The organism is Bacteroides faecis (assembly GCF_020091505.1).
Classification (GTDB): domain Bacteria; phylum Bacteroidota; class Bacteroidia; order Bacteroidales; family Bacteroidaceae; genus Bacteroides; species Bacteroides faecis.
In genome coordinates, this window is sequence record NZ_CP081916.1 from 1,514,054 (window position 1) to 1,536,312 (window position 22,259).

17 protein-coding genes and 2 pseudogenes are annotated in these 22,259 nt (G+C 39.9%); 15 read left to right on the forward strand and 4 right to left on the reverse strand.

Annotated features, from left to right (window positions below):
• Positions 1–2 precede the first annotated feature (2 nt).
• The 5 genes and pseudogenes from K6V30_RS06125 to K6V30_RS06145 form a co-directional block, all read left to right on the forward strand.
• Positions 3–1,466, forward strand: coding sequence for a glycoside hydrolase family 125 protein (locus K6V30_RS06125; RefSeq protein ID WP_010536234.1), 1,464 nt, complete (start codon positions 3–5; stop codon positions 1,464–1,466).
• 94 nt (positions 1,467–1,560) lie between these two features.
• Positions 1,561–2,694 carry an aldose epimerase family protein gene (locus K6V30_RS06130; protein WP_010536235.1) on the forward strand — a complete coding sequence of 378 codons (1,134 nt, stop codon included), beginning with the start codon at positions 1,561–1,563 and terminating at the stop codon, positions 2,692–2,694.
• Between the two features lie 93 nt (positions 2,695–2,787).
• The gene (locus K6V30_RS06135) at positions 2,788–4,800 is read left to right on the forward strand and encodes a GH92 family glycosyl hydrolase (RefSeq protein ID WP_055269377.1); all 2,013 of its coding nucleotides are present in this window, start codon (positions 2,788–2,790) and stop codon (positions 4,798–4,800) included.
• 50 nt (positions 4,801–4,850) lie between these two features.
• Positions 4,851–6,914 (forward strand): beta-L-arabinofuranosidase domain-containing protein, encoded by a 2,064-nt coding sequence (locus K6V30_RS06140; RefSeq protein ID WP_055269369.1) that lies wholly within the window; start codon positions 4,851–4,853, stop codon positions 6,912–6,914.
• Positions 6,915–7,178: 264 nt separating this feature from the next.
• Positions 7,179–7,649, forward strand: a pseudogene (locus K6V30_RS06145) (aldose epimerase family protein); the annotation flags it as partial.
• Positions 7,650–7,708: 59 nt separating this feature from the next.
• Here the strand turns inward: K6V30_RS06145 and tnpC are convergent.
• The 3 genes from tnpC to K6V30_RS06160 form a co-directional block, all read right to left on the reverse strand.
• Positions 7,709–9,304: an IS66 family transposase gene (gene tnpC, locus K6V30_RS06150; RefSeq protein WP_055268733.1), complete on the reverse strand. Its 1,596-nt coding sequence runs from the start codon at positions 9,302–9,304 to the stop codon at positions 7,709–7,711.
• A gap of 90 nt (positions 9,305–9,394) precedes the next feature.
• Entirely contained in the window at positions 9,395–9,748 is a 354-nt protein-coding gene (tnpB, locus tag K6V30_RS06155) for an IS66 family insertion sequence element accessory protein TnpB (protein ID WP_055268734.1), read from the reverse strand.
• Positions 9,736–10,017 (reverse strand): hypothetical protein, encoded by a 282-nt coding sequence (locus tag K6V30_RS06160; protein ID WP_224207215.1) that lies wholly within the window; start codon positions 10,015–10,017, stop codon positions 9,736–9,738. The genes tnpB and K6V30_RS06160 overlap by 13 nt, the downstream gene beginning before the upstream one ends.
• A 192-nt stretch (positions 10,018–10,209) precedes the next feature.
• Between K6V30_RS06160 and K6V30_RS06165 the strand changes: the two are divergent.
• The 4 genes and pseudogenes from K6V30_RS06165 to K6V30_RS06180 all read left to right on the forward strand — a co-directional run.
• Positions 10,210–10,884 (forward strand): annotated as a pseudogene (locus K6V30_RS06165) (aldose epimerase family protein); the annotation flags it as partial.
• Positions 10,885–11,495: 611 nt separating this feature from the next.
• On the forward strand, positions 11,496–12,482 hold the full coding sequence (locus K6V30_RS06170; RefSeq protein ID WP_055269161.1) for a DUF2059 domain-containing protein: 987 nt from the start codon (positions 11,496–11,498) through the stop codon (positions 12,480–12,482).
• A gap of 38 nt (positions 12,483–12,520) precedes the next feature.
• Positions 12,521–12,751, forward strand: coding sequence for a hypothetical protein (locus K6V30_RS06175; RefSeq protein ID WP_224207263.1), 231 nt, complete (start codon positions 12,521–12,523; stop codon positions 12,749–12,751).
• Positions 12,752–13,097: 346 nt separating this feature from the next.
• Positions 13,098–13,910 carry a hypothetical protein gene (locus K6V30_RS06180; protein WP_055269041.1) on the forward strand — a complete coding sequence of 271 codons (813 nt, stop codon included), beginning with the start codon at positions 13,098–13,100 and terminating at the stop codon, positions 13,908–13,910.
• A gap of 282 nt (positions 13,911–14,192) precedes the next feature.
• Here K6V30_RS06180 and K6V30_RS06185 read toward each other — a convergent pair whose 3' ends face one another.
• Complete coding sequence (locus tag K6V30_RS06185) at positions 14,193–14,981, reverse strand: hypothetical protein (RefSeq protein ID WP_224207264.1); 789 nt, start codon at positions 14,979–14,981, stop codon at positions 14,193–14,195.
• Between the two features lie 517 nt (positions 14,982–15,498).
• On the opposite strand from K6V30_RS06185, the gene K6V30_RS06190 reads away from it, so the two are divergent.
• The 6 genes from K6V30_RS06190 (at position 15,499) to K6V30_RS06215 (ending at position 22,188) form a co-directional block, all read left to right on the forward strand.
• Positions 15,499–15,903 (forward strand): hypothetical protein, encoded by a 405-nt coding sequence (locus K6V30_RS06190; RefSeq protein ID WP_055269043.1) that lies wholly within the window; start codon positions 15,499–15,501, stop codon positions 15,901–15,903.
• Between the two features lie 197 nt (positions 15,904–16,100).
• The gene (locus tag K6V30_RS06195) at positions 16,101–18,119 is read left to right on the forward strand and encodes a transglutaminase domain-containing protein (protein WP_055269044.1); all 2,019 of its coding nucleotides are present in this window, start codon (positions 16,101–16,103) and stop codon (positions 18,117–18,119) included.
• Positions 18,120–18,293: 174 nt separating this feature from the next.
• Entirely contained in the window at positions 18,294–19,160 is an 867-nt protein-coding gene (locus K6V30_RS06200; protein ID WP_141758182.1) for a hypothetical protein, read from the forward strand.
• A gap of 12 nt (positions 19,161–19,172) precedes the next feature.
• Positions 19,173–19,670 (forward strand): hypothetical protein, encoded by a 498-nt coding sequence (locus tag K6V30_RS06205; RefSeq protein ID WP_055269046.1) that lies wholly within the window; start codon positions 19,173–19,175, stop codon positions 19,668–19,670.
• 13 nt (positions 19,671–19,683) lie between these two features.
• Positions 19,684–21,231, forward strand: coding sequence for an O-antigen ligase family protein (locus K6V30_RS06210; RefSeq protein WP_055269047.1), 1,548 nt, complete (start codon positions 19,684–19,686; stop codon positions 21,229–21,231).
• Positions 21,232–21,438: 207 nt separating this feature from the next.
• Complete coding sequence (locus K6V30_RS06215; RefSeq protein WP_055269048.1) at positions 21,439–22,188, forward strand: hypothetical protein; 750 nt, start codon at positions 21,439–21,441, stop codon at positions 22,186–22,188.
• Positions 22,189–22,259 lie beyond the last annotated feature (71 nt).

The window sequence follows — 22,259 nt, forward strand, 5'->3', positions numbered from 1 at the left end:
TTATGAAGAAGCAAGTAAAATATATCAGTGCAGGTATGCTGGCAGGCATGCTCCTTTGCGGTGGCCAGATGCAGGCTGCAAATACGATGTCCGAAATGTATGTATGTGTGACGGATGCTATTCAGAAAGACAACCGTCCGGAAGTTTCCAAGCGTCTTTTCCGTTCGAATGCGGTAGAGAAAGAAATCCTCCGCGTGCAGAAACTTCTGAAAAACGAGAAACTGGCGTGGATGTTCACCAACTGTTTCCCTAATACCATTGATACTACGGTACATTTCCGCAAAGGCGAAGACGGAAAACCGGATACATTTGTTTACACCGGAGATATCCATGCGATGTGGCTTCGTGACTCGGGCGCACAGGTATGGCCGTATGTTCAGCTGGCAAACTCTGATCCGGAACTGAAAGAGATGCTGGCAGGGGTGATCCTTCGTCAGTTCAAATGTATCAATATCGACCCTTATGCCAATGCGTTTAATGATGGTGCCGTTGAAGACAATCACTGGATGAGCGACCTGACTGATATGAAACCGGAACTGCACGAACGTAAATGGGAAATCGATTCACTTTGCTACCCGTTGCGTCTGGCTTATCACTATTGGAAAACAACCGGAGATGCCAGCATCTTCTCAGAAGAATGGATTCAGGCTATCACTAATGTACTGAAAACATTTAAGGAACAACAACGCAAAGACGGAGTGGGTCCGTATAAGTTCCAGCGTAAGACAGAACGCGCGTTGGATACCTTGAATAATGACGGACTTGGAGCACCGGTAAAACCTGTCGGACTGATCGTGTCATGCTTCCGTCCTTCGGATGATGCAACGACTCTTCAATATCTGGTACCTTCCAATTTCTTTGCCGTATCTTCATTGCGCAAAGCTGCTGAAATCCTTGAGAAGGTGAATAAGAAGACTACTTTGGCTAAGGAATGTAAAGACCTGGCACAGGAAGTAGAGACAGCATTGAAGAAATATGCGGTATACAATCACCCTAAATACGGTAAGATTTATGCATTCGAGGTAGACGGTTTCGGCAATCACTTCCTGATGGACGATGCCAATGTGCCGAGTCTGCTTGCGATGCCTTATCTGGGCGATGTGAATGTGAATGATCCTATTTATCAGAATACCCGTAAGTTCGTGTGGAGCGAGGACAATCCTTACTTCTTCAAGGGCAAGGCAGGCGAAGGTATTGGCGGACCGCATATCGGTTATAATATGGTATGGCCGATGAGTATCATGATGAAAGCTTTCACCAGCAAGGATGATGCGGAAATCAAAACTTGTATCAAAATGCTGATGGATACGGATGCAGGAACAGGCTTTATGCACGAATCTTTCCACAAAGACGATCCGAAGAATTTCACCCGTGCGTGGTTTGCCTGGCAGAATACGCTTTTCGGCGAACTGATTCTTAAATTGGTCAATGAAGGTAAAGTAGATTTGCTGAATAGTATAAAGTAGAAAACAAGGTAGGCACGGATTACGCGGATTTTTATCTGGTATAGAGTCTTAAACCGTGTTATCCGTGTAATCCGTGCCTGAAAAAAGTAATAATATGAAAAAGTTATGTGTATGGGCAGTTGCCGCCCTGTTAATGGCAGCTTGTACACCGAAAGCCGAGAAAGCAACGGATTCCGGTTTATTGCAAAGTAACTTCCAGATGGAAGTAAATGGAAAGAAAACTGATTTGTATACCTTGCGCAACAAGAACAACATGGAAGTTTGCATTACGAACTTCGGTGGCCGTATTGTTTCTGTGATGGTACCCGACAAAGACGGACAGATGCGTGATGTAGTGCTCGGCTTCGATTCTATTCAGGATTATGTCAGCAAGCCTTCGGACTTTGGAGCAAGCATCGGTCGTTATGCCAACCGTATCAATCAAGGTAAATTCACATTGGACGGTACAGAGTATCAGTTGCCTCAGAATAATTACGGTCATTGTCTGCATGGCGGTCCGCAAGGATTCCAATACCGGGTGTTTGATGCAGTACAGCCCAATCCGCAAGAACTGGAATTGACTTATGTGGCAGAAGATGGTGAAGAAGGTTTCCCGGGCAATATCACTTGTAAGGTGCTGATGAAACTGACGGACGATAACGCTATCGACATCCGCTACGAAGCGGAAACCGACAAGCCGACTATTGTGAACATGACCAACCACTCTTATTTCAACCTTGATGGAGATGCAGCCCGCAATGAGGCACATCTGCTGACAATTGATGCAGACTACTATACTCCGGTAGACAGCACCTTCATGACTACCGGCGAAATAGCTCCGGTTGAAGGAACTCCGATGGACTTCCGTACTCCGACTCCGGTAGGTGCACGCATCAATGACTACGATTTCGTACAGTTGAAGAATGGTAATGGTTACGACCATAACTGGGTATTGAATACCAAGGGCGACGTTACCCGTAAATGTGCTACTCTCGAATCACCGCTGACAGGTATCGTGCTCGATGTATATACCAACGAGCCTGGTATCCAGGTATATGCAGGAAACTTCCTCGATGGTTCACTGACCGGAAAGAAAGGCATTACTTACAACCAGCGTGCTTCCGTATGTCTCGAAACTCAGAAATATCCGGATACCCCGAACAAGCCGGAATGGCCTTCGGCAGTACTTCGTCCGGGCGAGAAATATATGAGCCAGTGTATCTTTAAGTTCTCTGTAAACAAGAATTAAAAGATCATTTCTTTATTATTTCAAAGTGAATCGCCGGTGAAGATTGCTTCTCCTGCGGTTCACTTGAGTTTTTTTATCCAAAAGGAGAACACTATGAAAAATAGCACAATCAGACGATACACCTTTCTTTTACTGACCTTATGTACTGTTGCGTCAGTTGCGCAAAATACAAAGTATGTCAACCTGTTTATCGGTACTTCCGGTGATAACGGGCAGGTAGCTCCGGGTGCTGCTGCTCCTTTCGGAATGGTTTGTGTGTGTCCGGATAACGATCCGCGCAGCCATGCCGGTTATGATTACGCCGTGACTAAGGTCTCCGGTATCTCTGTCAACCGCCTTTCCGGAGTGGGATGTAGTGGAGGGGGAGGAAATCTGCGCATTCGTCCGGTAGCTCCTTCACAGGAGTTGCATATGAAGAAGAATCACGAGAAAGCAACTCCCGGTTATTATTCGACAGCCTTTACCAATGGCATCAAGACAGAGCTGACTGCGACTCATGCGATGGCGGTGGAACGTTATAAGTTTCCCCGAAGCATTTCCGCTGCTCTTTGGGTGGACTTCGCCTCTACGTTTGAAGACGTGGCTACCTGTCAGTATAAACGTGTATCGGATACCTGCATTGAAGGCTATGTACAGGCAAAGAATGTCTGCGGACATGGACGCTACAAACTTTATTTCTCCTTAAACACCGACCAGCCTTTCCAACTGGAGGAACAGAAAGAGACGACTGCCTGCCTTACTTTTGGCAAGAAGGTACGTGCGGTGGAAGTACGTATCGGACTTTCCGCACTCAGCTCCGAATTGGCTAGCTGGGAATGTGCCCGCTGGGAAAAGATGAACTTTGCCGAACTGAAATCACAGACCGGCAACCAATGGGAGAAACAACTTTCCGCCATCGACGTGAAAGGCGGAAAGAAAGACGATAAGGTAATCTTCTATACATCACTCTACCGTGCTTATCTGAGTCCGGCTGATGTGAGTTCTCCCGATGGAGCTTATCTGGGTACGGATGGGAAAGTATATATATCAGAAGATTTCCGCTATTACAGCAACTGGTCGTTATGGGATACCTTCCGCACTAAATTTCCTCTGTTGGTGCTGACCGAACCTGCGAGAATGCGGGATATGGCAACCTCTCTGATTCATCTGTATGCAACGGGAAAGAAAGACTGGTCCACCGGATTCGAATCCACCCCGACAGTGCGCACCGAACATGCTGTGATTCTCTTGCTGGATGCCTACCGGAAAGGAATCACAACCCTTGATTTCCGCAAAGGTTATGCAGGTATGAAGGAGGAAATGGAACGACTGCCCATGCGTTCGCCCGATCAGAAGATGGAATCGGCTTATGATTTATGGGCCATGGCTCAGATCGCCGGAATCATCGGTGAAAAGGCAGATTCTGAACAATACAGACAACGCTCGGTCTCTCTCTTCGAGGAAACCTGGAAGAAGGAATTTATGAATGTCACTCCTGCTTTTGAAGTGATGAAGAATAACGGACTCTATCAGGGAACCCGCTGGCAATACAGATGGGCAGCTCCGCAATACATCGATAAAATGATAGAGTGGGTGGGACAAGACTCTCTCCGTTCGCAGCTCACCTATTTCTTCGATCATCACCTCTATAATCAGGGAAACGAACCGGATATTCATGTCCCTTATCTGTTCAACCGGCTAGGAGCACCGGAGAAGACCCAACAGATAGTGCGAAGCCTGATGACTGAGCCGATGATCCATAAATATGGAGGAAACTCGGAATTTAAGACTCCTTATCTGGGCAAAGCATTCAAAAACGATCCGGAAGGGTATAGCCCCGAAATGGATGAAGACGACGGTACGATGAGTGCCTGGTACGTGTTTGGTGCAATGGGCTTCTACCCTCTGCTTGTGGGAGACGAATACTATGATCTGACCTCTCCGCTTTTTGACAGGGTACTGTTGCGGTTGGCGAATGGGAATACACTTACCATTCAGACAGAAGGACGAAAAAAGAAAGACGCACCGATCAAAAGTATCCATTTCAACGGAAAAAAGATTGATGACTACCGTATATCTCACAATGAACTGATAAAAGGCGGAGAGTTGATTTTTAATTATAAATAAACCGAATTTAAATAAGGCTGACTCTTTAGTCAGCCCAAAAAATATTCAAAATGAAACAGAAACGATCTTTTAAAATAGGAGTTGCGGGTACGCTGTTGACTGTCGGTTTGCTGACAGCTGCTTTTACCACACGTACTGCTAATGAATCTGTAAGGGTGGTAGACCGTCCCGATACACAGTCGACTAACGCGAATTACGTGAGCTATCGGGCTCCGCTTCGTCCGTTGAATTTTATTAAGTTGCCTGTTGGCAGCATTCAGCCGGAAGGTTGGGTAAAGAAGTATCTCGAACTGCAGCGTGAAGGTCTGACCGGACATCTGGGCGAGATCAGTGCCTGGCTGGAGAAAGACAATAATGCCTGGCTGACGACCGGCGGCGATCATGGTTGGGAAGAAGTCCCTTACTGGCTGAAAGGTTACGGCAATCTTGCCTATATCCTGAATGATCCGAAGATGATTGCGGAAACAAAAACATGGATTGAAGGTGTATTTGCCAGTTGCCAGCCCGACGGTTACTTCGGCCCCATCAACGAACGGAACGGTAAACGTGAATTGTGGGCACAAATGATCATGCTCTGGTGTCTGCAATCTTATTACGAATATTCTCAGGACCAACGGGTTATTGACCTGATGACGAACTATTTCAAATGGCAGATGACTGTTCCCGACGATAAGCTTCTGGAAGACTACTGGGAAAACAGCCGTGGCGGTGACAACATCATCAGTATCTACTGGCTGTATAATCATACCGGAGATGCCTTCCTGCTGGAACTTGCCGAGAAGATTCACCGTAATACAGCCGACTGGACAAAGTCAACTTCCCTGCCTAACTGGCACAATGTGAACATCGCCCAGTGTTTCCGCGAACCTGCCACTTATTATATGCAGACCGGAGATTCCGCTATGCTCAAAGCATCTTATAATGTACATCATTTGATCCGTCGTACCTTCGGTCAGGTGCCGGGCGGTATGTTCGGTGCGGACGAGAATGCCCGTCTGGGATATATCGATCCCCGTCAGGGAGTGGAAACCTGCGGACTGGTGGAGCAGATGGCTTCTGATGAAATCATGCTTTGCATGACAGGCGACCCGATGTGGGCTGAACATTGTGAAGAAGTGGCTTTCAACTCTTATCCTGCTGCCGTAATGCCCGACTTCAAGGCTTTGCGTTACATCACTTGTCCGAACCATACAGTCAGTGACTCAAAGAATCATCATCCGGGCATTGATAACCGTGGTCCGTTCCTTTCCATGAATCCGTTCAGCAGCCGCTGCTGCCAGCATAATCATGCGCAAGGCTGGCCTTACTTCTCAGAACATCTGGTATTGGCAACTCCCGACAACGGTATTGCTGCTGCCATCTATGCTGCCTGTAAAGCTACGGTGAAAGTTGGTAATGGAAAGGAAATCGTTCTTCATGAAGAGACTAACTATCCTTTCGAGGAAAGTATCAAATTTACCGTTTCTACCGGTGAAAAGGTCAATTTTCCGTTCTATCTCCGCATTCCTTCATGGACTGAGGGAGCCGAAGTGCGTGTAAACGGGAAGAAGATCAGCGCGAAACCTGTATCGGGCAAATACTTGTGCATCGAACGCGAATGGGCGGATGGTGACAAAGTGGAGATGACCCTTCCGATGTCTCTGTCCATGCGTACCTGGCAAGTGAATAAGAACAGTGTAAGTGTGGATTATGGTCCGTTGACATTGTCTCTTAAGATTGACGAAAAATATGTAGAAAAAGACAGTCGTGAAACTGCTATCGGTGACTCCAAATGGCAGAAAGGTGCCGACCCGAAGAAATGGCCTACTACTGAAATTTATGCAAATAGCCCCTGGAACTATTCATTGGTATTGGATAAGAAAGAACCTTTGAAAAACTTCAAGGTAGTTCGTAAGTCCTGGCCTGCTGATAACTTCCCGTTCACAGTAGCCAATGTACCTTTGGAAGTGAAAGCTACCGGTCGGATTATTCCCGAATGGCAGATTGACGAGACAGGACTTTGTGGCGTATTACCCGAAGAAGATGCGGTGAAAGGAGCTAAAGAAGAGATTACATTGATTCCGATGGGAGCGGCCCGGTTGAGAATATCGGCTTTCCCGAATACTAAGGAGTAAACAGATCCTTATCATTGATATATTCAGACATATAATGAGATAAATCATTTAATGAATGGGGTGAGAGGCTATTGCAAGATTCGTTTGATTCTTTGTAATAGCCTTTTTTATGCTTCCTCTTCTCTTTCCGTTGTCATTCAGATGGATCGATTCTTCGATAAAATGGAATATTTGTGTTATTTATTGGTCAAATAATAGCTTTGTAGTAACCCCGATTTTGCGAACTTTGCAGCCATAACGTAACTTTGTAATTTTATATCAATCATGAAGAATTTAGCATTATGGGCTTTTGCTGCCCTTTTTATGACTGCTTGTACTCCGAAAGCAGAGCAAACTACCGACTCCGGTCTGTTAAGAACTAATTTCCAAGCCGAGGTAGGCGGTAAGAAAACAGATTTATACACCCTTCGCAACAAGAATAACATGGAAGTCTGCGTGACGAATTTCGGAGGACGTATTGTTTCTGTGATGGTTCCCGATAAAGACGGAAAGATGCAGGATGTAGTTCTGGGATTCGATTCTATTCAGGATTATATCAGCAAACCTTCGGATTTTGGTGCCAGCATCGGTCGTTATGCTAATCGTATCAATCAGGGTAAATTCACATTGGACAGCATTGAATATCAATTGCCTCAAAATAACTACGGCCATTGCTTGCATGGTGGCCCTAAAGGGTTTCAGTATCGTGTGTTCGACGCTGTGCAACTGAATCCGCAAGAGATCGAACTGACTTATGTGTAAGCGTCTCGGCGATGCCGTGTTTTTCTTCAAAAAATCTGATAATCCTTTTCTTTTCAGATTCTACTTCTGTTTTCCTTCCATTTGTGTGGCAATAAATCTCTATATATTTTCCTGTCTGTATTTGGTGGTAACTTCGCCGCTTTGTTAATCACATCGGCTATATATTCGAATGTATTTATGCCATGCATCCTGCACGAACATGCCAATGAATATAGTATTACCCCTCTTTCAGCTCCCTTATGGCTTCCGAAGAAAAGCGAGTTTCTTCTGGATAGTGATATATACCGATTATACCTCTCGACAAGGTTGTTGTCCAGATAATACTCCCCTTTGGTAAAGATATCCTCTATGGCCTTCCACTGGGATAGTGTGTAATTAATGGCCTCCGCCATTTGGCTTTTCGGTAATAAGTCCGGCTTTGCCTGCAGGCTCAATAATTTCTTTTTTATCTTCCTGAGTATTGGCGGGGCATACTGTTTTCTATGTGCAAGATTGTCTTTGATTGTCCATCCCTGATAGCCTGTCCGATGTTCATGTTCCTTTTGGTACAGTTGGTTTATCATTTCAACTATCTTTCGGGCGTCCGGTTCCTTATCCTGTTCAAGAAACTTTCGTTTGACGTGCTGAAGACATGCGATCCTCGTGATATTGTGATATTGGTCGGTTTCCAGTTTCCTGTATGGGGCGTATGCATCACTTTGTACTGTTCCTTTATAGGTTTTGAGGAAATCAAAAAGCACCTCCTGCCTGCGTGATCCGTCCTCATAGAAATAGAACACCAGCTTTAAGGTCGCCGCCGCCGCTGCCCAGATATACCCTTTTCGTACCCCTTTGCCTTTACTGTTCTTTTCCGGAACCAGTACTTTGTGATATGTTTCGTCACAACAGAGGTAGGGATCTTCAAGCACCACTTCCCTGAGTGCTTCATAGAGGTTTTCGAACAAAACAGCCGTTTTACCCAGCAGATGATGGGCGGTGGGCTTCTCGAGTTCGAACCCGTTCTCCCGAAAGAAGTTAACGATACGTTCCACACTCATGGAGTAGATATATCGCAACTGGCATAAACCGGCAACGAACGAACCGTCATATTGGGAATTCAGAAAAGGGGCGGCGGGGGCGCAACCGCTGAAGACCGTTTCATTAAAGCTATAAATATTCTGTCGATAAATGTACTTAATGAACTTTGGCGGAATATAGACATATCGGATAGAATCACGGTATCCCATAAACTTGGCAAGAGACATACTGAAAAGGGGATGGTCGGGATTGACTTCGATTATCTTTTCTTCCAGTTCAAAATGCTCTTTACGTTTGGAGTTGTTATTCCCCCGTTCTTTGGGGGAAGCGGACGGACGGGACGGAGCCGTCTCAGAAGCGGGTTGCGGCTTATCAGGTATTTGCTTTTCAGACTCATTGCTGATAAGCTTACTCAAACTGCGGCTAATGTTCTCCTGCTTTTTCAGTTTGCCGTTCTTCAGCGTCAGCGCTTCTTCCAGAGATTGAACGGCATCGGTCAGTTGCTTAACCTGTGAAGTCAGTTCACAGATCAGACGCTGACTTTGTTGCTCACGCTTGTCAGCAGCTTTAATCTGTTCCTTGAAATGTCTGTTCTGTTCCTCCAGAAGCTCTATGACCCGGTCTTTTTTCATACCTCAAAGATACGAAAAAAGAACCGGGCAACAAAGCTTTTTATTATAAATCTACGTTATAACACATTGTTTATCAATCATTTGGTGTTTCTATGACTTCAGCCGAAATCGTTTCCTGCACTTGGCTGACCGGAGGGAGACGCCCTGCATAATCAAAAAGAAACTCTTCCAGGAAAGCTCGTAAGCACCCGTAGAAGGATTAAAACGCGGGACTTCGAAGGTACCTTCTTCCAGGCGCTTCTGGTAAAGAATAAAACCATCCGTATCCCAACGTAAAATTTTAACCATGTCCCGTTTGTGGGAAAAGAAAACAAAAACATCTCCTGAAACGGGAGAAAGTGACATGTCGGACTTGACCAGCTGATAAAGTCCTGTCATACCTTTACGCATATCGACATAATGCTGGTACAGGTAATAACGCATATTTTCGGTTAAAGCAAACATGACTGCTCCTCCTGTATCTTACGGTTATAAAGGTCAATAAAACGGTGAATACCAAAAGAACTTCCCTGCTTGATGGAAATAATCACCCCATCCGGAAAAGTAATATTGATACCATAAAGCATATCCGAAGAAGAGGACGGACGGGCCGAAGGCGCAGATGAGGGAACCAAAGGACTGAAGCAGGGCACCGGCTTTTCGGAGGAAGAAGCCGAAAGGGAAGAACGAAGTTCACGAATGCGAATGCCGTGCCGAGAAAGCCAGAGTTCCATACCATGATAATTAACATGACACTCATGACAATAACTACGAAGAGTTAAACAGGGAGAAGATATCAGACGGGATTTATACTCAGACAGGGTTTGAGTGTATAAAGCATGTGCAGTCATATAAGTAGGAATTGATTAATATGAAAGCAAAGATATGAAGAAGTAGAATTAAAGAAAAGACGGCATCGCCGAGACGCTTACACTTATGTCGCTGCGGACGGTGAAGAAGGTTTCCCGGGCAACATTACCTGTAAAGTTCTGATGAAACTGACGGACGATAATGCCATCGATATCCGCTATGAAGCAGAAACGGATAAGCCGACCATCGTAAATATGACCAATCATTCTTATTTTAATCTCGATGGTGATGCAGCAAGCAATGCAGACCACTTGTTGATGGTGGATGCCGATTATTATACTCCGGTCGACAGCACATTCATGACAACTGGTGAAATTGTTCCGGTAGAAGGTACTCCGATGGATTTCCGCACTCCGACTCCGGTAGGTGCACGCATTAACGACTACGATTTTGTACAATTGAAGAATGGAAATGGTTATGACCATAACTGGGTATTGAATGCCAAAGGGGATATTTCCCGGAAATGTGTTTCGCTCGAATCACCTAAGACGGGTATCGTACTGGATGTATATACCAATGAACCGGGTATTCAGGTGTACGCAGGTAACTTCCTGGATGGTTCTCTGACAGGAAAGAAAGGCATTACTTACAATCAACGTGCTTCTGTATGTCTTGAAACACAGAAATATCCGGATACTCCGAACAAACCGGAATGGCCTTCGGCTGTGCTTCGCCCGGGAGAAAAATACATGAGTCAATGCATCTTTAAGTTTTCTGTAGATAAGGAATAATCTGCTCGCTCCCAAGAAATAAAAAAAATATTTTAGTCTCACGGTCTCACTTCCTTTCTGTAAAGATCATATAACTAGATGAATAATGAGTGAGAGATACCTTCGAGATATGGTATCTCTCACTCTTTTATCCCTTAAAATGCTCCAGAACAGCGCATCTCTCATCCTTTCTTGAGTTATCTCTCATTATTCTTTCTGCTACGGACTACAGCTGTATTGATTTTACTCTACCTGTCATTTGTATGTTATGACACTTGTGTTCTTGGCATATCTCCCTTACATTCTTATATTATCTTACCGACATTTTCATCGTTCCACACGGGTGAACTGATCATCGCACCAAGGTGAACTGATCATGTCACAGACGTAGACAGCTTGTTCTACCCGGGTGGAACGATGAAGATGTCTCTACGAAAATCTGATAATGATAGGTGAAAATCAGGCGATTATAGGGTTGTTTGGACGAAGAGAGGCAGTAAATCAGACAATAATTGCCGCAGTTTATAATTATGTCTGTTATTTGTTTGTATTCTAATAATAATTAGAGTATATTTGTAAGAATGTATAACACAATGAAGTTAACTTGACTTCATTAACAAAACTATTATATGATGAAAAAAATCCTTTTCTTAATGGTGATCTGCGTAGCCACATCGCTTACTTCTATTTTACCGGCTTCGGCTCAGAATTCAGATAAAACTGATGAATACAAAACTTTGCTTAAGAAGATTATGACCCTTTCCGGTAGTTCGGCATCCTCCGAGGCTATCATGTCGCAATTCATGTCAAGTATGCAAAAGGGACCTTTCCAACAAGATGAGGCTTATTGGAAAGATTTTGCAGCAAAGTGGACACAGAAGATTGAAGATAAAGTGATGGAAGTATATGCTCCTATTTACCAACAGCATATGACATTGGATGAACTGAAAAAAGTAGTTGCTTTCTACGAATCTCCTGCCGGCAAGAAGCTTGGGGAGACTGCATCTGCTGTTGCGAATGAATCAATGCCGATGATACAGCAACTGTCAATGGAAATGGTACAAGAGATCATGCCGCAGATTCAGAAAAGCATGAATATTGTTGAGAATAAGGTTGTCGACCCGAACAAGGAACGTGATCAGAAATTGTTTGATGAGGCTTACACGGTTCCTAAAGAAGATATAAAGATAGCTGCCGATAGAACTTATCAGCGAGGAATGAGTACAATGCCTGAAATCTATTCTATTGAGAAACGAAAAAATGATACTAAAGTTACATTTTTGCAGCCTATCTATTTCGATTGGCAATGGTTGTATTATAGCCCGGGATTTAAAATAGTAGATAAGAAAACCGGAGATGAATATATGGTGAGAGGATATGATGGCGGGGCTCCATTGGATAAGCTGTTGATTATTAAAGGTTGTGATCGCAAGTATATCTATGTCAGCCTTTTGTTTCCCAAGCTGAAAAAGAGCGTAAAAGAAATTGATATTATAGAGGCGCTGGCTGATAAAGAGGCACTACCTTCCAATGATGATGGTGTAGCTAAATCTTATTTTGATGTAAAAATAGATGATTATATTGTATCCTCTAAAGAAAACAAGAAGGTATATTATTGATTGGAGCGATTTATTTATCACTGAAAATGAATATGACTATGAAAAACACAATGGTTTGGATCATAACCATTGTGTTGATGTCTGTTGATGTATATATAATATTTACAGACCCTTTGGAACGGCAATATGATTTGGTACAAATCGTAATGGCTTGGTATCTTGTAACGTTGCTGCTGGACTTTCTTTTTCGCCATAATAATACTTATGGGGTGATAAGAAATGTCATAGCCACAGTGCTTCTCTGTGTATTCTATTTTGTATTTCCTTAAATGTATAATAATATGAGATATGCAGTTGTATTGATAATCAATATTCTATTAGCGTTAGCAGGATTCTTTTTACTCATAGTTGATCCTTTGAATAAGCAGTTACCGGTGAAAATGATAGCTATTTGGTTCATTGTTTTTGTGATATTAGATTATCCTCTTCGCCATTATAAAATATACAAAGAGATAAGGATATTTGTGTATATGATTTTTCTTGCTCTTTTATATTGGCTGTTTCCTGCATAGGAAAACCATTGTTTTATTTATATTCATGTTCAAATAAAATAGCCTGTTGATGGACTTGTGTAATAGGAATGTTTTATCTTTGCAGTGTTTAAAATAAAATACGATGAATAAAAGAGTAACAATACAGTTCGCTGACCTTATAAAGAGTAGGTTGGCAGGTGGTTTGCTCTGTTGTCTTGTGTTGCTGGCTGCCTATTTGTTTCAGATGTTCTTTCCGGGGATGTATGTGGATGCATTCTCGGCTTCCCATTATCTTTTTATGTGGCTGATCCTCTTTGTAGGCGCACTCTTATGGACATTCCGTGAGAAAGGAACACATGGATTGCCCTCCGAGGTAACTGATTGGCAATGCATTGCTGCCTTTTTGTTGATTGTTGCCAATCAGATTTATTTTGTTATGCCTAAGGAAGTCCACGTAGAATTAGCTCCTGCACTATCTGCTTATACTCTGCCTGTGCTGATTATTGTTGGCTTAGCAATAGCAGGGATAGTTAAATTGGCTGTCTCATTCTATCGTTTATTGGAACTTGAACGGCAAAAAACAATTCTCCAAGAGAAACGGCTTCAAGAATTGTTGTCTTCTCCTCCATCTGCATTGGAAGGTGTTGTATTTGTGCGCAAACTTTTAGAAAATCAATCTATATATCAATTGACTGCCAGTGAGTATCTTACGTTAATAGAAGGATGTCGTGCGATTGATCCTGACTTTTTTGTTTGGTTGAAAAATAAGCAAATTGAAATGAAACCACGATATATTGTGTATTGTGTACTTATCAGGATGAGTAAAACTAAAGAAGATATGATGTCTATTTTTGATATTAATGATGGTAACTATCGTACTTTGAGATCTCGTGTACGAAGACGTTTAAGTATTGAAGATGAGGATATGGAAACTTTCTTGAAGGAATTGCATTAAGCTATATTTTTAATATGTTTATTAATCCTATAAAAGAATGGATTGCTGATATTCCTCCCCTCATGATGGCATAGTAAAACCACACACGCTTATTCGAATATTTATCTTTAGGGAATGTGTCAATTGCTCCAATTATAAGTACAACCCATGCAAGAAGCTCAAAGAAAGTGATGAGAAAATCTTGTACGATATAATTTATGTTGTTAATAAGACAGTCTGAGTAGCACATCGCTATGCTGATGCACCACATTAAGTTGTACAAAATTATATATCGAATTATTCTCACGCTTTATTTTTTATACAATCTGCATATTCTCTGTCAGCTATTCTTTTGTTTCTATCATATTTGGCAGCTGCCTGCGCTATACAGCCCAAAGGCATATTATCTCCTTGACAGTTAGTGGTAGCATTCTCATAATCAGCTTTTGCCTGCTTATATGCTGCTTGTTTTTGTTCTTCACAGCTGTTAGTACCTCCTCCTTCTTCGCGTGTTTTCAGGAGTTTTACTTTTGTAAGTTCGTTGCTTTCTGCATATAGTATAAAGAGTTGTGTCCGTTCATCGGCGCTTAATCTTAAAAATCCTGTATGTTTAATCAGGTTTTCTTTAGCTTTTGCCAGTTGCTGTAGTTCATTTTCTAGATTGGCTTTTCTCATGAAGTCTTCCACGTAGTCATCATCATTCAGATTCTCCATAAGTTTGTCATATTCTTCTTCACTTAAAGTAGAAGTGTACTCATGAAACTTATCTGCCAAAAGCTCGGAGCTCATTTCGAATTCCCAAAACTCATCAGAACTGGCAATAGAATCAATGAGTGTATTTTCGTTATTCAGCATTCTTGATGAAAATCCGCGTGTTTTTGCTATCCCATTCTCTGCCATCTGTGTTTCATCTGTGTAATACTCATCAGTACTACAGCTATAAGTAATGAAAATAGCGGTTAAACTACAAGCTAATGCTATCGCATAAAATAAAGCATTTTTCTTTCTTCTTGCGCTCATGATTATTTTGTTTTTTAATGTTGATGCAAAGTAACGAAAAATAGATTTATTTGAAGGATAATATTTATTCAAAAAAAGACTAATATCTGATCCTTACGAGGTTTTAATTATTTTTATTGTGTTACAATATAGAAGAAAATAAAAGAACTAATAGTGGCTAGAAGTACTTCTGTGTGGTATAATGGTTTTAAAGGTGTAACATTGATAGGAGAGAATGAATATCTGCAAAATAATTTTCGGTCATATAAGGACAATTCTGAGTCATTAAGGATAATTTTCGGTCAAAAGTGAAATTTGGATACATTTTAGTTGTTACAATCATAGTAGGGAGGCGAAAAACATTCTCGCTGTAGGCCTCTGTAGTGCGTTTTTAAGCCTATATGACTGTAACGCCCTCTTGTGCGATAGTAAAATGACATGTAAATTTGCAAAAAATAATACGAAATCATTTATCTCTATTTTTTCTGCTAATTATGAAAACACTCACAAGATTGGTATCTGTTTTTCTGCTTACAGCAAAAAGTTGTTGTAGTAAATATGAAATAAAAATGGCGAGAATTATTGTTTAACAAATTAATATTTTAATGTAATGCTAAAAAAAAGAAATCTTATCATTAGGTTTGGAATTCTCTTCATGCTGATAGGCATTGTTGCTTTGTCGTCAGGGTGCAGTTCTAAGAGAATGTCTAAGAATCATAACCGGGCTTTTGAGTCTTATGCGGATATGTTAGACCGACTGAAAATTAGTGAGAGAGAACGTGTGTTGGTTGATTCTATTACAAAGCTAGATGAGTTTATAGTATTAACCGATACATATCAGAAATATCTCGAAAAGGGGAAATCTGTAAAAAAAAGGAAGGACGCTGAAAAGACAAAAGAGTTTGATGATTATGCAAAAGCGTGTTCAGCTGTTTATAAAATTCTAGATAAAACGAAATTAAGTACCAATGCATCTATTGCTGTATTTGATAAAGTGTACAGATTAAGAAAGTGAGTGTGTTGAATTTTTGAATTAAATATTAAAGTTATTACGAAATTATCGAAATTTAGTTTTGTTATTGCTTGCTGTTTTGTCGGTATCTTTCTTATTAATAGATTATAGTTGTACTTCCGAACAGTATGATTTATAAGAAGATTTAAGTGAGTTAATTTTAAAGTCTTTAGCAACTACCAAAAGTATTGTTAGTAATTATGAAAACATTCACAAGGTTGGTATCTGTCTTTCTGCTTACAGCAGTTGGTTATCTCTTTTTCCTTTCATGTTCTGGAAGAGAAAAGAATGTTCCGGCGGTTTCTATATTGGAAGCTGCTCTTCAGCAGGCAGGAGAGAATCGTGTGGAGCTGGAAAAGGTTCTGTTTCGCTATCAGATTGATCCGACAGATAGTTTGAAATATAGGGCTGCTTGTTTCTTGATAGAAAATATGCCTTATTATACCTATTATAAAGGAAAACAGTTAGATCGGTATTTTACTTACTATGCTTTGTTACAGGAAACACGTGGATTGGGTATTTCTCCTCAGGTCGTGGCTGACTCTGTTCGTCACATGTATGGACCATTGTATTTAGATTCTTTACAATCCTATAGAGATATCGAAACAGTTGATTCTGCTTATTTATGTAATAATATTGACTGGTCATTTAAGGTGTGGCAGGAACAACCATGGGGGAAACATGTTTCGTTTGCAGATTTTTGTGAATATCTTCTTCCTTATCGTATTGGTGACGAGACCTTGGCTAGTTGGCGGGAATCTATTTATCAGAAATATAATCCCTTGCTCGATTCTTTACGTGCTTCAGAAGTACTTGATAAAGAAGATCCGATTGTCGCGGCCCGTTGTTTACTTGATTCAATTCGTAAAGGAGGAGCGGTATTTACTACTGCCGTTCCTGCCAGCCTTCCTCACGTGGGACCGGAAGTTGTCCAGCAGAAAACCGGTAGTTGTCGTGAACTCACGGATTTTGTTGTTTATGTTTGTCGTGCGTTAGGTATTCCGTGTGCCATAGACTTCATGCCGATTCGTGGTGATGAGAATGACAGCCATCAATGGGTGGCATTTACAGATAAATACGGTACGCTCTATTACCACGAATTTCCTAATGGTGTGAGTGAAGTACGGAAAGACGCAATGTGTGGAATGCCTAAAATAAAGGTTTATCGTAATACATTTAGTCTAAATCGCGCTATGCAGGAGGAAATGCAGAAATTGGATACTGCTGTTATTCCTCTTTTCAAAGATCCGCATATCGTAGATATTACTTTCCCTTATACAAAAAATTTTAAGAAAGAACTCCAAATACCGAAGGACGCTTTATATAAAGGTAAGCCACGTTCACGAATAGCTTATCTATGTGCCAGCAAACGGATGGATTGGGAGCCTGTTGCATGGACAGAGTTCGATGGTAAAAACATTGTCTTTACGGATATACAAAAAGGACCCGTCATGCGGGTTGCTACTTACGAACGAGGACGACTCCGTTTTTGGACTGATCCTTTTGAGATTAATGTTTCTAATGAATTCCATTTCTTCACTCCTTCGGATAGTGTACAGGATGTTACTTTGTTCGCAAAATATACTTTGCGGGCAGATGATATGTTTTTGAATCGCATGATAGGCGGAACGTTTGAAGGAAGCAATGACCCTGATTTTCGTGAAAAAGAAGTCTTGTACTTGATAAATGAGAAACCGAAAAGATTACAGACAGTTGTTCAATCATATTCTTCAAAACCGTATCGCTATGTCAGATATGTAGGACCTAAAGAGTCACACTGTAATATTGCAGAAGTAGCTTTTTATACTCCTAATGATACCGCTTCTTTAAAAGGTAAGGTAATGGGTACCCCCGGATGTTTTCAAAAAGACGGTTCGCATGAATACACGAATGTATTTGATGGGGATGTCACAACTTCTTTTGATTATATTGAGTCTTCCGGTGGCTGGGCAGGTCTTGATCTTGGAATTCCTAAGCAGATAGAAAAGATTGTTTATACACCTCGGAGTTATGATAATTATATTCGTTCAGGTGATAAATATGAACTTTTCTATTGCACTGGGAATAAATGGAGTTCTCTAGGTAAACAACTTTCTGAAGCGGACTCGTTAACTTATAAGAATGTTCCTCGCAATGTGTTGTTGCTATTGAAAAATTATTCGCATGGTGTGCAGGAGAGAGTTTTTATATGTGAAGATGAAAAACAAAATTGGAAGTAGTCTATCTTGTTATTTATTATAGTTAAAATATTATTAATTAAAGGTTTGTAAATATGAAGTTTGTAAGATTATTTTTTGCAATTAATTTTTGTTGGTATACTGTTGGCTTCTTGTTATCAAGAGGATGATTTCTCTATACAGTCCAATATAGCGGAGGCAGAATCAAGCGTTATTGTGAAAGATGAGTTGACTCTAGAACAAAAGTTGACCAATATTCAAAAGAGTGGGGAGGATATTCTGACTCGCAGTTTATATGCAAATGAGTCTCAGCTTCAATTGAAAGAATATAAAAATATTGGAGTAATTACTACTGAGAAAGAACTTGATCAACTGAAATCGGTTATTTTATCTAATGAAAGTTATTTCCCTTATTATGATACTGAAAATAGTAATATTAGTTTGTTGACATGGTCGGAAATAGAGTGCAAAAAACAAAATGAGAAAACTCAATATTCCAAATCTGATTTGGAGACTTTTTTAAATACAGTTCTTAAGGTTGGAATGAATAAAATGGAATTAACCTGGGAATGCAATTCGAAAACATATAAAACAATATGCATTACTTCGAATGAAGATATTATATATGATAATGTCATAATGAATATTTTATGTATATCAGAGGAGTCTCCATTAAATAAAGGGCTTACGCCAATAATAAAAACGAAATCTCCTGAAAGTAATTTTAGTGGATCATGTACTAATACCTTGCGTTGGACTGCTTATTGGTTGTGGGGGTCAGAACGTGGGCGTGTAGAGATTAATCATACTATTTATGTAAGTACCGGAAACCTGACCAATAGTACTAGTAGTGAGGACGCTTATATATCTATTGGAAGTGCAGGTGCAGACTCACAAATAAAAGAATGTAGTAAAGGAGTAGGTGGATATTCAATATGTAATTATGCCTATTACCTAGCAACACCGACGGTAAGCGTTTCTATAAGTGGTGGAAATGGTATTGATTTTTCTATATCTACTTCTGGTATCGGAAGTGAGGCGTCGGGATCTGGAGATAATTATTTAAGTGCATCTAATTTGTAAGAATAAAGCGATATGAGTAAAATAAGATTTATTCTTTGTATATTTCTGTTGGTAGTTGCTTTTCCTTTAATAAATTTGCAAGCGCAAAACGATAGTGATTGGAAGAAGCAATTAAAGGAAATCCAACAAAATGAAATGTTGAGAGATAAGGGGTATCCTCAGCTAGTAAGCTATGCTCTTCAAGGAGAGGTCAAGACAGTGGATGAGATGAAGCGACTAAAGAAAAAACTTCTATCGCAAACTGATAATTATTTGCCAGTTGTCAACAAAGAAAATGAGTGTGTAGAACTTCTAAATTTGAAAGAAATTCAGAAGATAAGAGGCAAGGAAAATGTCTCCGCCACAATTAAATCTTTGTCGGAGTACTTTGATCATGTGATTCAACAGGGAATGCGTACTGTAAAATTGACATGGAAATTACATTCCAAAACGTATGAAAGTTTGTGTGTGGTTTCTGATAATGGGATTGTATATGATCATATTATCATGAACTTAATGATTGTGTCATGAACGAAAATATGAAATGATAAGATTCCCTCATATTCTGTTTGCTGTTTGTTGTATCGGTAGTTTGTTTGTTTACTCATACCAATTTACTGATGTATACATTGTTGCTAAATGGTGTTTGACATTGTTGATATCATTAGTGCTATTGCTATATATCTGTATAAAAGTGCTGTTGTATAAGTCTGTATCGGTAAATATGTTAATGTGTGGGAATATTATTGTGTTCAGTTGTGTACTACAAGCACTTTATGGGATATTACAGTTTTCAGGATTATTTTCTTCTCATTCATTTTATAAGGTAACTGGTAGCTTTGATAATCCCGCAGGTTTTGCTTCTTGTCTTTGTGCTGGATTCCCCTTTCTCATACTTTTATTGTCGAGTAAGAATAAATATGTCCGATATGGTGGCTGGTTAGCTGGAACTATCATTGTAACAGCTATCATCTTATCATATTCGAGAGCTGGCATTGTTAGTGTTACTATATTATCTTGCTTATATTTATATGAAAGATTGGAATGGAAAAAGGTGTTGAAATATCTTTTATTGGCAAGTTTGGTATTATTGTTGTTTGGCTGTTATTGGATGAAAAAAGACTCTGCAGATGGGAGACTGCTAATTTGGAAATGTTGTATAAATATGGTGAAAGATGCTCCTTGGACAGGTCATGGAATTGGTAGTTTCGAAGCGCATTATATGGATTATCAAGCAGACTACTTTAAACAACATGAGCAAAGTCGTTATTCTATGTTAGCAGATAATGTGAAGCAACCATTCAACGAATATCTCAAAATTCTTCTGAATTTTGGGATTGTTGGTATATTGGTGTTGTTTCTGTTGATAGGAGCAATTGTTTATTGTTATAAAAAGAATTCAAATACAGAAAAGAAGATAGGTTTTTATTCTTTGATCTCAATAGGTACATTTTCGTTGTTTTCCTATCCATTTACATATCCTTTTGTTTGGGTTATAGCATTCTTTAGTATATACATAATAATTGGTGAGTATATAAAACGATTTTTTATTAGGATTTGGATAAAGAATATAATTTGTGTGTTTGTATTAATTGCCTCTATTATCGGATTTTATAAATTAACAGAACGAATTCAGGCAGAACTAAGCTGGGGCAAAGCGTCTACGCTTGCGCGTTGTAAATCATATAATGAACTTCTTCCAGCATATGAAATATTAGAAAAGAAATTTCTGGATAATCCTTATTTCCTTTATAACTATGCTGCTATTTTGCAAGAGATGAGACAATATAGTGAGAGTTTGGAAGTAGCATTGAAATGCCGTCAATATTGGGCTGATTATGATCTCGAACTTATTATCGGAGAAAATTATCAGCAGCTAAATAAACCCGACTTGGCTGAGGAATATTATAATAGTGCATCAATGATGTGTCCTTGTCGTTTTTATCCACTTTATCAATTGTATGAGCTGTATAAAAAAAACGGAAATGAAAAGAAAGTATTCTTAATCGCAAAGACAATATTGGAAAAACCAGTTAAGATTAATTCAGCATTTGTAAAACGGATAAAACATAAAGTAAGTAAGGAGTTTTGATCTTATGCAATTTTATATGGTAAAAAATGGAATTGAATATTTTTAATTTGAAGATGTTGATTTGTGAACTTTAAACTATTGGCCTATGCAGTGATAAAAATTGTAAGAAAGATGAATGCGAACCATCTAAGAATATGCTTTAGTCATAGTACTTACGGAATAGTGGTTAAACAGTTCGCTAAATAATAGAATTTAAAATTTAATATTATGAATGGAGTATTTAAATCTGTGACATTCTGTGTTTCAGTAGGAATGTTTATGGTGACAGTTAGTTTGTTTCAAGGTTGTAGTAGTGATTTTGAAGAAAGTTTAGAAACAAAAAATGAATCTGCGGTAATTAGTGAATATTTGGATTGTCCGAGCGACTTATCTTCAGAAGAGGAATTAATGATTATAGATAAGGCTTTTCAGAGAATAGGGGATCGTTTTGTTATTGAAGATGATACATGCTATTTGACCGTCCAGTCTGCTAAAGATATGAATATGTCAGATGCAGTTTTTGATTTAGTAAAACAATCAGTGAATAGTCTCAATGCACAATACGCGGCTTATGTGTATTTTGAGAATAACGAGAAAGGGATTATAATAAGAAATCCATTTGAAATGCGACCTCCTATCGCTACTACAAGAGCTACATCTGAAAGCACATCCGGACCTAATATGATTACGACTACTACTGTCTTGAATAATGAAGAAACTATAACAGTATTAAATGCGATGAGAAGTGCAAGTGATAAAACATCTTTTTATGCATCATTATTAGCGGGAGGTCTTTCCGGTGCTGTGGCAGGAGCATTAGTCAGTATTTATTGTGGAGCATCTAGTTCTCAGCTCTCAGCTATTCAAGATGAATATGCACGATCTGGCTCTACTAATGGAATTACATTGACAGAGACGTATATGTGGTCATCTACTACAGGGGTAGGGTCTACTTCCTATCGTTCAAGTATAAATTAATTAGTTCTATGAGACGTATAATGGTTTGGATAATTAGTATTATAATGTTTTTCCTTAATGTGTACCTCTAC

Bases quoted from the DNA above. Each gene is read 5' to 3' on its own strand.
- K6V30_RS06125 (WP_010536234.1), top strand. From the start codon at position 3: ATGAAGAAGCAAGTAAAATATATCAGTGCAGGTATGCTGGCAGGCATG.
- K6V30_RS06130 (WP_010536235.1), top strand. From the start codon at position 1,561: ATGAAAAAGTTATGTGTATGGGCAGTTGCCGCCCTGTTAATGGCAGCT.
- K6V30_RS06140 (WP_055269369.1), top strand. From the start codon at position 4,851: ATGAAACAGAAACGATCTTTTAAAATAGGAGTTGCGGGTACGCTGTTG.
- K6V30_RS06175 (WP_224207263.1), top strand. From the start codon at position 12,521: ATGAAAAACACAATGGTTTGGATCATAACCATTGTGTTGATGTCTGTT.
- K6V30_RS06135 (WP_055269377.1), top strand. From the start codon at position 2,788: ATGAAAAATAGCACAATCAGACGATACACCTTTCTTTTACTGACCTTA.
- K6V30_RS06205 (WP_055269046.1), top strand. From the start codon at position 19,173: ATGAGTAAAATAAGATTTATTCTTTGTATATTTCTGTTGGTAGTTGCT.
- tnpB (WP_055268734.1), bottom strand. From the start codon at position 9,748: ATGTTTGCTTTAACCGAAAATATGCGTTATTACCTGTACCAGCATTAT.
- K6V30_RS06195 (WP_055269044.1), top strand. From the start codon at position 16,101: ATGAAAACATTCACAAGGTTGGTATCTGTCTTTCTGCTTACAGCAGTT.
- tnpC (WP_055268733.1), bottom strand. From the start codon at position 9,304: ATGAAAAAAGACCGGGTCATAGAGCTTCTGGAGGAACAGAACAGACAT.
- K6V30_RS06180 (WP_055269041.1), top strand. From the start codon at position 13,098: ATGAATAAAAGAGTAACAATACAGTTCGCTGACCTTATAAAGAGTAGG.
- K6V30_RS06160 (WP_224207215.1), bottom strand. From the start codon at position 10,017: ATGGAACTCTGGCTTTCTCGGCACGGCATTCGCATTCGTGAACTTCGT.
- K6V30_RS06210 (WP_055269047.1), top strand. From the start codon at position 19,684: ATGATAAGATTCCCTCATATTCTGTTTGCTGTTTGTTGTATCGGTAGT.
- K6V30_RS06215 (WP_055269048.1), top strand. From the start codon at position 21,439: ATGAATGGAGTATTTAAATCTGTGACATTCTGTGTTTCAGTAGGAATG.
- K6V30_RS06190 (WP_055269043.1), top strand. From the start codon at position 15,499: ATGCTAAAAAAAAGAAATCTTATCATTAGGTTTGGAATTCTCTTCATG.
- K6V30_RS06170 (WP_055269161.1), top strand. From the start codon at position 11,496: ATGAAAAAAATCCTTTTCTTAATGGTGATCTGCGTAGCCACATCGCTT.